General features: G+C 41.5%; 8 protein-coding genes. 6 read left to right on the forward strand and 2 right to left on the reverse strand.

Annotated features, from left to right (window positions below):
* Window positions 1-26: 26 nt before the first annotated feature.
* The 4 genes from BLQ87_RS23840 to BLQ87_RS23855 are packed head-to-tail and all read left to right on the forward strand — an operon-like array spanning window position 27 to window position 7,869.
* Window positions 27-3,647, forward strand: coding sequence for a SusC/RagA family TonB-linked outer membrane protein (locus BLQ87_RS23840; protein ID WP_074611434.1), 3,621 nt, complete (start codon window positions 27-29; stop codon window positions 3,645-3,647).
* 21 nt (window positions 3,648-3,668) lie between these two features.
* Window positions 3,669-5,114, forward strand: coding sequence for a RagB/SusD family nutrient uptake outer membrane protein (locus BLQ87_RS23845; RefSeq protein ID WP_074611435.1), 1,446 nt, complete (start codon window positions 3,669-3,671; stop codon window positions 5,112-5,114).
* A gap of 18 nt (window positions 5,115-5,132) precedes the next feature.
* A complete protein-coding gene (locus tag BLQ87_RS23850; protein WP_074611436.1) occupies window positions 5,133-6,530 on the forward strand; it encodes a zinc-binding metallopeptidase in 1,398 nt (465 codons plus the stop codon).
* A 25-nt stretch (window positions 6,531-6,555) separates the two neighbouring features.
* Complete coding sequence (locus BLQ87_RS23855) at window positions 6,556-7,869, forward strand: DUF4302 domain-containing protein (protein ID WP_074611437.1); 1,314 nt, start codon at window positions 6,556-6,558, stop codon at window positions 7,867-7,869.
* A gap of 409 nt (window positions 7,870-8,278) precedes the next feature.
* Here the strand turns inward: BLQ87_RS23855 and BLQ87_RS23860 are convergent, their stop codons facing one another.
* Complete coding sequence (locus tag BLQ87_RS23860; RefSeq protein ID WP_172664956.1) at window positions 8,279-8,491, reverse strand: DUF3820 family protein; 213 nt, start codon at window positions 8,489-8,491, stop codon at window positions 8,279-8,281.
* A gap of 5 nt (window positions 8,492-8,496) precedes the next feature.
* The gene (gene mfd, locus BLQ87_RS23865; RefSeq protein WP_074611439.1) at window positions 8,497-11,847 is read right to left on the reverse strand and encodes a transcription-repair coupling factor; all 3,351 of its coding nucleotides are present in this window, start codon (window positions 11,845-11,847) and stop codon (window positions 8,497-8,499) included.
* 115 nt (window positions 11,848-11,962) lie between these two features.
* Here mfd and BLQ87_RS23870 point away from each other — a divergent pair, with 115 nt between their 5' ends.
* Window positions 11,963-12,289, forward strand: a complete 327-nt coding sequence (locus BLQ87_RS23870) for a DUF2752 domain-containing protein (RefSeq protein ID WP_074611440.1) — start codon at window positions 11,963-11,965, stop codon at window positions 12,287-12,289.
* Window positions 12,282-12,641, forward strand: coding sequence for a TM2 domain-containing protein (locus BLQ87_RS23875; protein ID WP_083362030.1), 360 nt, complete (start codon window positions 12,282-12,284; stop codon window positions 12,639-12,641). Before BLQ87_RS23870 ends, BLQ87_RS23875 begins: the two co-directional genes overlap by 8 nt.
* The last annotated feature ends 55 nt before the right edge of the window (window positions 12,642-12,696 follow it).

The following is a 12,696-nucleotide window of genomic DNA, read 5'->3' on the forward strand; positions in this document are numbered from 1 at the left end:
CAATTAACCAACCTAAATTTTAAATTATGACTAAAAACTTCTACAAAAGAAGAAGGGGATGGAATGGAATCAGCTGGCTGTTAGCCATGTTGATTTTACTCAATTCATCACCAGTTTTTGCCTTTATAGAGATGCAGTTGAAGATGGAAACATTGGAATTTCTGCTCAAAAGACTCGAAAAGCAATACAAAGTTAACTTTGTTTACGATGCCTCAGAAGTAAATAAAAATGTAAAAGTTGACGTAAATACCGAACATAAGTCAATCGACCAGGCATTGAAACAACTGGAGCCAAGTGGCATTGCTTATTATATTACAGGAAAGAAAGTAATTCTTAGTAAACTGGTGAAGGCAGCAGCCGTGATGCCAAAAATTCAGCAGGTTACGGTTAAAGGAACAGTAAAGCTAAAATTGGGAAACAGCAGTTCAGAAGCCGTAGCCGGAATCAATATTCAAGAGAAAGGCACTAAAAACGGGGTTTCTACAAATGGAAACGGTGAATTTAGCATCAATGTTAAAGAAGGTGCCGTTCTGGTCTTCTCTTACATTGGTTATAAAACTGAAGAAGCTCAGGTAAGTGCAGGGAAAAATTCATTTAACATTGTCCTGGAAGAAGACCAGAACAAGCTGAATGAAGTGGTCGTTACCGGTTATCAGACCATCAATAAAAAGCTATTTACAGGATCTGCGACCAGCATTAAAGGAACAGATGTAAAGCAGGATGGCGTAATCGATGTGACCAGAATGCTGGAAGGTAAAGTAGCCGGGGTTTCCGTGCAGAACGTATCGGGAACATTTGGTTCAGCACCAAAAATCAGGGTTCGTGGAGCAACGTCTATTTCCGGAGAAAATAAACCACTTTTCGTGGTGGATGGAGTGGTATTGGAGGATGTAGTCAATATTTCCAATGACCAGTTGTCTAGCGGAGATGCTTCTACGCTGATTGGTTCTTCTCTGGCCGGAATCAATGCCGATGATATAGAAACCTTCAATATCTTAAAAGATGCTTCTGCAACAGCTTTATATGGTGCAAGAGCGATGAACGGCGTAGTGGTGATCACGACTAAAAAAGGACGTGTCGGGAAAGCCGTAGTTTCTTATACCGGAAACTTCTCCACCTTTTTAAAGCCGACTTATGATACTTATAACATCATGAACTCCGCCGATCAGATGTCTGTGAACTCTGAGATTGCCCGTAAAGGCGGATTGGGAATCAGTAGTGCTAATAATGCAGATGGAGGCGTGTATACCAAAATGTGGAAGATGATCAAGGGTTATGATAAAACATCAGGCCAGTTTGGTTTACAGAATACGACAGAGGCCAGGGAAGCATATTTGCAGCAATTCGTTGGCGCGAATACAGATTGGTTTGATATTTTATTTAAAAATTCTCTTGTTCAGGAACACTCTGTCAGCATTTCTTCGGGAACGGAAAAGGCAAGAAACTACTTCTCTTCAGGGTTTTATAATGATAATGGCTGGTCGATTGCAGATAAAGTAAAGCGCTATACGATGAACTTGCGTAATGATTATGTCTTGTCTGACAAAGTCACTTTAGGCATCGTTGCAACCGGTTCACTCAGACAGCAAAATGCACCGGGAACGCTGGGAAGGACGAGCAATGTGGTAGAGGGAAAATATACGAGATCGTTTGATATTAACCCTTTCAGTTATGCTTTAAATACAAGCAGGGCATTAACTGCTTATGATGAGAATGGCGAACTTGACTTCTTTCCAAAGAACTTTGCCCCTTTTAACATCATTCAGGAACAGGATAACAATTCTATCCGGCTGGATCTGCTGGACATGAAACTGCAGGCCGAACTGGGATATAAAATTGCAAAAGATTTGAATTTTAAAACCCTGGGCGCTTTACGTTACGTGAAAACTACCCGCGAACACCGGGTTACCGAGTACTCAAATATGGCAAATGCTTATCGCTTTGCACCAACAAACACAATCAGAAACAGGAACGACTTTTTATATAAAGACCCGAGCCGTCCGGAAGACATCGACAAGCAGATTGTATTGCCTCAGGGAGGTTTCTATAACCGTAATGATGATAACCTGATTAATTTTTATGTCAGAAATCAGCTGGATTGGAAAAAGGAAATCAATAAAAAACACCTCATCAGTGCTTTAGCCGGACAGGAAATTAAGTTTACGGACCGTAAGAACAGTTTTAGCAACGGGTATGGTTATCAGTATGATAAAGGGGGAGTTCCATTTATTGATTACCGCATTATCAAACAAACACTGGAAGGAAACTTCAACTATTATGGAATGAATGAGTTGTACGACAGGTACGCTTCCTTTTTTGTCAACGGAACTTATTCTTACGATGGAAAATATGTTTTCAGTGCGACAGGACGTTATGACGGATCCAACAGACTGGGTGAATCTGCGGTGGCAAGGTGGCTGCCTACCTGGACAACAAGTGCGGCATGGAATGCAGATCAGGAAGAATTTATTAAGAAAATTCCACAGATTTCCTATTTGAAATTAAGAGGAGGTTATGGATTAACAGCAAGCATGGGAAGTGCGACAAACTCTTCTGTGGTATTACAGAACGGGTCTGCGCTACGCCCTGTATTGTCGGAAGTAGAGCCTAGAATCGTGATCAGTGATTTAGAAAATTCAGAGTTGACCTGGGAAAAGCAATACGAGGCGAATGTGGGCGTTGATCTGGGATTATTTGGAGATAGGATCAACCTGAGTGTGGATTATTATAACAGAAAAGGGTTTGATCTGATCAGTGCTATCCGTACCTCTGGAATTGGTGGTGAAACGACCAAATTAGCCAATTATGCAGATATGAATTCTCATGGGGTGGAGATCACTTTGGGAGGCCCTGTCTTGAAAAAAGGAGATTTCAACTGGAGAACGAACCTGACCTTTGGCTTCAATAAAAACAAAATCGTTAACCTGAAAAGTACTCCGCGAATTTACGATCTGATTGTTCCGGAAGGTGGACCTAAGCTTGGTGGCGCGGTAAGAGGCCTGTACTCCATTGATTTTAAGGCACTGGATGCGATAGGTGTACCTACATTTGTGAATGAGAACGGAGAGGTTAACAATAGCGTTTATGTACAAAGTGCAAACACGGATTACCTGAAGTATGAAGGCTCTGTGGATCCAACGATTACAGGTGGTATCATGAATAATTTCAGCTATAAAGGATTAACACTAAATGTATTCGTTTCTTATCAGGCAGGAAATAAAATCCGTCTGAACAATGCGTTTTCAAGTGGCTATTCAGACGATGATGCCTTGCCGAGAGAATTCCTGAACAGGTGGACACTTCCATTGGATCAGAACGCAACAAACGTGCCTTCTATTGCCGATTATCTGACAAGAAACGCACTGAATGGCAAATACCCTTATACGGCTTATAACTATTCGACAGACCGTGTAGTAGACGGTTCATTTGTCCGCTTAAAAACGGTTTCCTTAGCTTATAATCTTCCTTCGAAATGGATCAAATCTGTAGGAGGTAATAACTTGTCGCTATCCCTGGTAGGGAATAACCTCTGGCTGATTTATGCAGATAAGAAATTAAAAGGACAGGATCCGGAGTTCTTTACTTCAGGCGGAGTGGCAATGCCGGTTCCGAAACAAATCACGCTATCCTTAAAAGTTGGTATTTAACCCATATTAAATCGCATTACAATGAAAAAATATAATATATATCTTATTCTTTCTGTGATTTTCATTTTCACAGGATGTAAAAAATACCTGGAACATGTGCCAGATCAGCGTACCACATTAAATACGCCGGAGAAAGTTTCAGAGTTATTGGTTACGGCTTATCCAAGAGCAAACCTGTTCTTGCTGAGTGAATCTATGTCTGATAACCCAATAGACAACAGCATTTCAGGGGCCTCAAATAATATCAATATTGGCGGGTATTTCTGGACCGATCCGGAAGATATCTCTCAGGATTCTCCGAATTATTACTGGGGCGCATGTTATTCTGCAATTGCAGCAGCAAATCAAGCGCTTGATGCTTGTGATAAAGCTAAAAATCCGGAAGCTTATAGAACTCAAAGAGGAGAAGCACTGGTGGCGAGGGCTTATGCGCATTTTATGTTGGTGAGTTATTATTCAAAAGCATATGATCCGGCAACTTCGGGTTCAGATCCTGGAATTCCTTATGTTACGGAACCAGAAAAAGTAGTCTTGAAAAATTACGAACGTAAAACGGTTGCTTACGTTTATGAACAGATTGAGAAAGACCTTAAAGAAGGTTTGCCGATGATTTCTGATGCTTACACAGCTCCTGCTTATCACTTTACAAAAAGGGCTGCACATGCGTTTGCATCTAGGTTTTACCTGAATATGAGAGCGTATGATAAGGTCATCACTGAAGCCAATGAGGCCTTTCCTTCAAATGATTTTGCAACCAATGTAAGGCCATGGTTTTCGTATGCAAGTTTAGATGCTACTGAAACAAGGATTCAGTTTACTGCGGCCACGAATCCGGGAAATTTATTGATCGGAGAGACCGTTTCCAGGATTGCAAATAACTATTACAATACGCGTTATTCGATGTCTCAGGTAAAATTAAATAATGTAACTGCCCCTGTGGGCCTTTCTTTCTCTGCCTTGAGAAAGTATTCTACCAGCAGTACGTTTTACTTCGTGAATAAATTTTATGCGCATTTTGTCCGTACTACGATCAATGCAACGACGGGAACTTATTATGCAATGGTGCCTTTACTGACGACTGAGGAAGTATTGATGAACAGGGCTGAGGCATATGTCATGAAAGGGAATTATACTGCGGCTTTGGAAGACATGAATACGATGGTTAGCGTGCGTGTAAATGGCTATAGTCCTGGAACACATAACCTGACTGAAGCCAAAATAAAGAATTATTATCTGGCCAGTACAACCGATACACAGCAGGCGTATTTAAAAGCAGTACTGGATATCAAGCGTGCAGAATTTGTTCATGAGGGCATCCGTTGGCTGGATCTTAAACGATTAAACATTCCTGTAACACATATCGATCTTGATGGCACTGTAAGAGAGTTACCAGCAAGCGATCCAAGAAGGCTGTTCCAATTGCCGCCTGAAGTAACCTTGTCCGGTGTGGCTTTAAACCCACGTTAATCTATTAACTAATTTGTAATGAAGAAATTAAATATATTATTGACTGCCGGTATGATGTTAACCGCGTTGTCTTGTAAAAAATCTGAAAACCTGGACCGGAAAATTGTTGGCCTGGGGGGAGATAAATGGAAACAGGATGTCTTAGACAGCTGGCTTGCTGATACCTTTACGAAACCTTTTAATATTGAGGTAAAATACCGTTGGGATGGCTCTGAGCAAAGCGATATTTCTAAAACCTTAGTTCCACCCAGGGCAGAGAAAGTTCAGCCGACAATGGAAATTGTAAAGGCAGGATGGATTGATGTGTATACGGCTGAAGCAGGAATGGATTTTATCAAGCAGTTCGCGCCAAGACAGTATTTGCTGGTAGGAAGTTTGCAATATAATGCTGGTGGAACAGTTACACTTGGAGAAGCTGAAGGAGGAAACAAGGTGACTTTGTTTAACATCAACAACTTTGTGAAAACAGACCGTAACATCATTAAACCGGTATTAAAAACCATTCATCATGAGTTTACGCATATTTTAAACCAAACGGTGAGCTATGCAAAGGAATTTGAACGGATTACCCCTAGTGGTTATACTGCCGACTGGAACAATACCACACTGGCAAGTGCAAATGCAGCCGGGTTTATTACACAGTACTCGCAGGCTGCTCCGGGAGAAGATTATGCGGAAATGACTTCTGTGATGCTGACGGATGGAAAAGCAGCATACGATGCCAAAGTAAACAGTATTGTATTGCCTAAAATAGATTCCATTCCTGATCCTGCAAATCCGCCTTTTATCATTCAAAGGGAAATGCCTAATGCAACAGCGCAGGCGGCGATCCGTAAAAAGGAACAAAGTGTAATTACTTATTTTAAACAGGCTTTTTCAATTGACTTCGCGAGGTTGAGAAATCGTACAAATTATGCGCTTGCCGAAAATGCGCCAACAAACCTGGCAACGCTATTCGGTAACGCCAGACAATTTACATCGCTGAGTGTTGAACCAGATAAAGCCGATGGAGTTTCTGCCAGCTTTCAGACTACCTGGGCTACGGCAAAAGCTGGAGTTGCAGCGATATCAAGCACAAGCAGGGTATTGAACAGTTTTGTGCTTTTCTTTTATCCTAAGGCAGGAGAATTGGTGCTGAGGGTAAATTATACGAGTGGAACTACAGCAACATTAGCTCATTTTGTCTATAAAGTAGCCTATGATGCGAATCGCAACATGACCCTGACCTATGTGAGAAGAGATGCGAATGGAACAACGCTGGCCCCCGGAATCATCGCTTTAACAAATTATCTGACCACAGGTAGTTTCGGAGTCAGCTGGCGTTATGATGCTGATTTTCTGGAATATGGACAATTGACTAAAACTTCAGATGCCAATTCCTTCTTCTCCGGAAGCTTAGGAGTAACGAAATATTAATGGCTGATTAATAAAAAAAACAGATATGAAAAGATTCTTATTATACATAGTTCTATTGGCTGCGGGATTCATTTCCGGGTGTAAGAAGGACGAAAACCCGATTTTTGATGCCCCTGATACCAGACTGGCCGCTACACTTTCGGAGCATCAGGCAGAACTTGTCGCTGCAGAAAACGGTTGGAAAGCAACCATCTATCCTAAGTTAGGGAAAGGCTTTTCCTTTTACATTAAATTTGATGCAGATGGAAAGGTAAAAATGCTCTCGGATTTTAATGCTTCCACAGCGGTAACATTTCAGGAAAGTACTTACCGCTTAAAGGCATTACAATTTCCAACGCTGATGTTTGATACTTATAACTACATCCATCTGCCTTCAGATCCAAATGGCAGTGTAAACGGAGGAACCAATGGCAAAGGGCTGACCTCTGATTTTGAATTCGCTTTTATTGAAAAAGTTGGTGATACGCTTAAAATGTCGGGTATCGTAAATGCTAACCCAATGTTTATGGTGAAGGCTACCGCTGCAGAAGCAACAGCATTTAATGCTGGCGGAATTAAAACGATGATGGATGCAAATACCGCTTTTTTGTCGGTAAATAAATTCCCTTACCTGGTTTCCGGAGTAGATATGAAAGTTTCTGTGACCATGGATGTAGCATCAAAAAAGCTGACGTTAAGCTATATTGATGAAAAGGGCGCAAGCAAGGTATCGAGCGCAGCTTTCGCTTTTGCATTGAACGGGATTTCTTTAAGTGTGCCCTTAACTTATGGGACGACAACGATAAAAGACCTGTTTTGGGATACTGATGCCAAGCAGTATTATGTCAATGTGGGTGGAAAGCGGAGTAACGTGCTGAATGCAACTGTTCCTGTATTGCCTTTAGCTCCTTTGTTTGGTCCTTTAAAAGATTATTCTCAGATCGAATATAATGTGGCTACCGTAACAGCAGGCCTGTCTTCGGACTTTAATAACAAGTTGGTCGCGGCGAGAGCGGCAATGCCGGGAGGAAGAATTTTAGATAAAGCGACGTTAAAATTGAATATTGACAATACGATGTCCCTAACGTATACCTACCGCAACGCAGCAGGTTCAACACTTTTGAGCGTAATGACTTACAGCTTCACTAAAGATACAAACGGGGAGTATAGCTTTACTTATCTGACCACAGATGGGAACGGGGCAACGGTAGGACCGGCACTTACGCCAATAACCAATTACTTCAGTAGTAGTAAATTTAAACTGGACTGGGTGGCAAATCCAGCCTCAGGAGGAGCCTATGGTGGATTGTATAGCACAACGGACAATGCTTCCTTCTTCTACGGAAACCTGATTAAATAACCATCCGGTAAAGAAAAGAAGTCTTTTCAAATTGAAAAAAACAAAATAAAAAGACGGAGCTGTCCCATTTCGAGACAGCTCCGTCTTTTTATCGGATTTAACTTTAGGTTAACCCCGGTCCGGGATGAATCTGACCATCGCTTAAACTCAATCCATATGAACTACAGGCTAAGTCCATAGTGAGTCCACGTTTATGCGTAAAAACGTGGACTCATCGTGGACTCACTGTGGACTTAAAGTGGACTCAGTGTGAAGACATATCGGGTCAATACTACACTAAATATAGACGTTGTAATTTAGGTTTAGAAGGAAGAAAGATAAGGCTTAATTGAAGATTTATGCTTCATGAACCGCATATGTGCCGCAAATAAATATACGTATTTGGAATAATTTTTTCTAAAATCCGTCTTTATTTTCTTTTTAAAGGCTGTAGTAAATATTCCAGGCCATTTAATTTGATTTCATATAAAGTTGCGAGCATTTCTCCAAGCTTTCCAGGAGGAAAGCCCTTATTATGAAACCAGATCAGATAGGACTCGGGAAGGTCACAGATGATCCGGCCTTTATACTTGCCAAAAGGCATTTGCATGGTAACCAGATCATTTAGTATTTGAGGATTCATCATCGTTAGTTATTTACTTTGGCCACCATACCCAACATCTCTACTGCTTCGTCTACGGTATTCAGATTTTCAAAAGCAATGCGCAAAGAGTTCTTTACTTCTTTCAGGTTGCAGATCCGTGGGTGCATTTGTGCAAAGTGTAAAATTTGATTGAACATCGTAGAATCAAAAAATGCAGATTGCTTATCTGCAATAAAATAACCCCTTAATACCCCCTTCTTGAAGCTCAGTTTTTCGAAAGCTAATTTTCTCGCTACCCATTGTAAGCGCAATACATTGAGCATTGTTTTTACTGGCTTGGGAATTGGTCCGAAACGATCTTTTAACGCAGTTTCAAAGGCTTTCAATTGCGTTTCATTTTCCAGCTTGGACAGTTCTGTATAAAGATTATATCTTTCCGTAATGTTGGTGACGTAATCATCGGGGATGAAAAGTTCCAGATCGGTGTCTACCTGAGTGAAAGTAACAAAAGGCCGGGTAGGTTCATTTTTGAACAAATCCTTGAATTCGTCTTCTTTCAGCTCCTGAATGGCTTCGTCCAGAATTTTATGATACATCTCGAAACCTATTTCGGCAATGAAGCCACTTTGCTCGGCTCCTAAGAGGTTCCCACTCCCCCGGATGTCTAAATCCCTCATCGCGATGTTAAAGCCGCTCCCAAGGTCTGAAAACTCTTCTATCGCACTCAACCTTTTTCTGGCTTCAGAAGTAAGGGTGGATAGCGGAGGGCTTAGCAGATAACAGAAAGCCTTTTTATTGGATCGTCCTACCCTGCCACGCATTTGGTGCAGATCGCTCAGACCGAACATGTGGGCATGGTTGATGATGATCGTATTGGCATTTGGAATGTCCAGTCCTGCCTCAATAATCGTGGTAGCCACAAGGACATCTTTTTCCCCATTGATGAAGTTCAGCATGACATCTTCCAGCGCATCTCCGTCAAGTTGTCCATGAGCGATGCCGATGCGTGCTTTGGGAACCAATCTTTGTATTAATCCGCCCAGCTGAGGCAAATCATTTACGCGGTTATGGATAAAAAAGACCTGTCCGCCCCTGTCCAGCTCAAATTGCACCGCTTCCTGGATCAGTTTATCATTAAATACATGAAGTTCGGTATTTACAGCCTGTCTGTTTGGCGGCGGTGTACTCATGATGGAAAGATCCCTTGCGCCCATCAGCGAGAAGTGTAAAGTTCTCGGAATCGGGGTTGCTGTTAAGGTTAGTGTATCCACATTTGCCCTCAATACCCTCAGTTTCTCTTTAGAGGTGACGCCGAATTTTTGTTCCTCATCAATGATCATGATTCCCAGGTCCTTGAATTTAACATCTTTACTCAGGAGGCGATGTGTGCCAATAATGATGTCAACCTTCCCTTCAGCAAGTAAGGCAAGCGTATCTTTGATCTGTTTATTGGTCTTAAATCTGTTGATATAATCGACATTGCAGGGAAACTCTTTTAAACGTGCTGAAAAAGTTTTAAAGTGCTGTAAGGCAAGAATCGTGGTTGGCACGAGAATCGCCGCTTGCTTTCCATTCGCAACCGCTTTAAATGCGGCCCTGATGGCAATCTCTGTTTTTCCGAAGCCAACGTCTCCACAAACGAGCCTGTCCATCGGATGAGGGGCCTCCATGTCTCTTTTGACATCCATGGTTGCTTTTTCCTGATCCGGGGTGTCTTCATAAATGAAAGAGGCTTCGAGCTCTGTTTCCAGATAGCCATCAGGATCAAATGCGGTTCCTACCTGGGTTTTCCGTAAAGCATAAAGCTTAATCAGGTCCCGGGCGATGTCTTTAACTTTTTTTTTAGTAGTTTTCTTCAGCTTGTCCCAGGCTTCAGTCCCCAGTTTATTCATTTTTGGTGGGGTTCCCTCCTTTCCGCTATACTTTGCGATGCGGTTCAGAGAGTTAATATTTACGTATAAAAGGTCGTTATCTGCATAAACAAGACGGATCATTTCCTGAGTTTTGCCATTCACTTCTACCTTTTCCAGACCGGCATATTTTCCGATTCCATGATCAATATGGGTTACAAAATCTCCAGGCTTGAGGTCTCTTAGTTCCTTTAAAGTAATCGCCTGGCTTCGCTGGTACCCCCTTTTCAGTTTGTACTTATAAAAACGGTCGAAAATCTGATGATCCGTATAAAAAGCCACCTGTTGTTGTGCATCCAGAAAACCTTCTCTCAGCGGGATGTTGACCGGAGTAAATTTTGCTGTTTTATCGATATCCTCGAGAATGGCATACAATCGCTCGGTTTGTTTTGCTGAGGAACTGAAAATGTAATTGTGGATGCCCTGTTTCTCATTTTCTTTTAAGTTGTGAATGAGCAGGTTAAAATCTTTGTTAAATGAGGGCTGAGGCTTGGTTTCAAAAGAAAAGACATGATCCGTTTTGTAGAAAAACTGTTTTCCAAATTCTACAAGTACAAAGTCATGCACCATATCTGCCAGCATTTTTTCATCTGTAAAGGCAAATTTTGGGTCTATCCAATCCTGGTTTTCCTGTTTTTCTTTTGCCGGAAGTGCCCTCCAAAGTTCCAGGGCCTTTTTATAGCCGGCTTTGACGATGTCGAAACTGGATTCTACATCTTTAAACCAAAGCTGGGTATCCTTTTCGATATAATCCAACAGGTTGATATTGCTTTCTGTCAGGTATTTTGATTGTACATTAGGGATGATGGTCAGGTTTTTTACATCTTCAACAGAAAGCTGGCTTTCAATTTCGAAGGTGCGGATACTCTCTACAATATCCCCAAAAAATTCTATCCGGTATGGGAGGTCATGGGAGAAAGAGAAAATATCGACGATTCCGCCCCTGATAGAAAACTGACCGGGTTCGTACACAAATTCCGTACGTTCAAAGGCGTAATCGATCAGGAATTCATTGATGAAATCAATTCCGAGCTTTGCATTAAGACCAATTTCCAGGGTGTTCTTTTCCAAGACACTCCTGTTGATGACCTTCTCTGCCAGGGCCTCCGGATAGGTGACCACAATCTTTCCGTATTCTGAATTGTGATTCAGTTCATTCAGGACTTCTGCTCTTGCGAGAACATTGGCCGTGTCTACCTGTGTAAATTCAAAGGCTTTCCGGAAGGAAGAAGGGAAAAGTAAGACCTCTTTGTCGAGTATACTTTCCAGATCGGCCATAAAATAGGAAGCCTCTTCCCGATCCGGGAGAATAAATAATTGAGGTTTGTGTAACAGGAAATAAGTAGCTATGGCAATTGTTGCATCAGCAGAACCAACTAAACCTTTTAGCTGAAGTTTATTACCTTTGCCAGCGTTAAGGGCTTTTGCTAATGCGACAATGCGCTCATCTGTTTTGTAGTTGTTAATCAGGTCGCGGATGTTCACTATGCAAAGGTAAGATTTATGATGAGCATAAATGTAACAAAGTACCTATTAATCAATCTAAAATAAAAAAGGATATTGGAACCGGGGTGGTTCAGGATAGAACAAAGCCTATTAGATGAAAATGCTAAACCGTATACCTGTTGAATTGATCTTTTGGATCACAGCCCTGGTATTGCTGGCAGCTGCAGCGCCGGTAAAACATGGGCATATTCATCACTTTACGCTTTGTCCACTGGCAAATATGGGGTTTGACTGGTGTCCGGGATGCGGAATCGGAAGAGCAATCACACAACTGTTCCATGGAAACATCAGGGAAAGCCTGGAACAACATTGGTTCGGAATTCCGGCGCTGATGATCATTGGTCATCGAATAATAGAACTGGTTAACAGAATAATAATTAATAACAGAAAATTAAAATATAAGGAGAAAAGATATGTTTGATTCACCATTTATGTCATTGCCGGGTATCACACCCCAGGAATATTCGTACTTGCAGACTGCAACTACTGGATTTAGTGAACAACAGTTGAGGGGATTTTTAATGATTTATGGAAGTAAAAGAAGAAATCCGGATGATATGGTATTGTACTGTATACTAGGTTTTTTTGTTCCTGGATTGCCTCGTTTCCTTGTTAATCAAATTGGAATGGGTGTTTTGTATTTCTTTACCGTAGGTTTATGTTTTATAGGAACGATCATCGATTTGATCAACCACAAAACCCTGGCTTTCGAGTACAACCAGCGAATGGTTTTTGAGAGCCTGCAAATGGTAAAGATGGGAAACCTTCAATAGAGATATTTTTATAGAAAAGCCGGTGCAAATGTTTGTACCGGCTTTTTTTGCGAAT

This window comes from Pedobacter steynii, assembly GCF_900103665.1.
In the GTDB taxonomy this organism is placed as follows: Bacteria; Bacteroidota; Bacteroidia; order Sphingobacteriales; family Sphingobacteriaceae; genus Pedobacter; species Pedobacter steynii.

Excerpts from the sequence above, each read along its gene's own strand:
- BLQ87_RS23840 (WP_074611434.1), top strand. The coding sequence starts at position 27 with ATGACTAAAAACTTCTACAAAAGAAGAAGGGGATGGAATGGAATCAGC.
- BLQ87_RS23845 (WP_074611435.1), top strand. The coding sequence starts at position 3,669 with ATGAAAAAATATAATATATATCTTATTCTTTCTGTGATTTTCATTTTC.
- BLQ87_RS23850 (WP_074611436.1), top strand. The coding sequence starts at position 5,133 with ATGAAGAAATTAAATATATTATTGACTGCCGGTATGATGTTAACCGCG.
- BLQ87_RS23855 (WP_074611437.1), top strand. The coding sequence starts at position 6,556 with ATGAAAAGATTCTTATTATACATAGTTCTATTGGCTGCGGGATTCATT.
- BLQ87_RS23860 (WP_172664956.1), bottom strand. The coding sequence starts at position 8,491 with ATGAATCCTCAAATACTAAATGATCTGGTTACCATGCAAATGCCTTTT.
- BLQ87_RS23870 (WP_074611440.1), top strand. The coding sequence starts at position 11,963 with ATGAAAATGCTAAACCGTATACCTGTTGAATTGATCTTTTGGATCACA.
- BLQ87_RS23875 (WP_083362030.1), top strand. The coding sequence starts at position 12,282 with ATGTTTGATTCACCATTTATGTCATTGCCGGGTATCACACCCCAGGAA.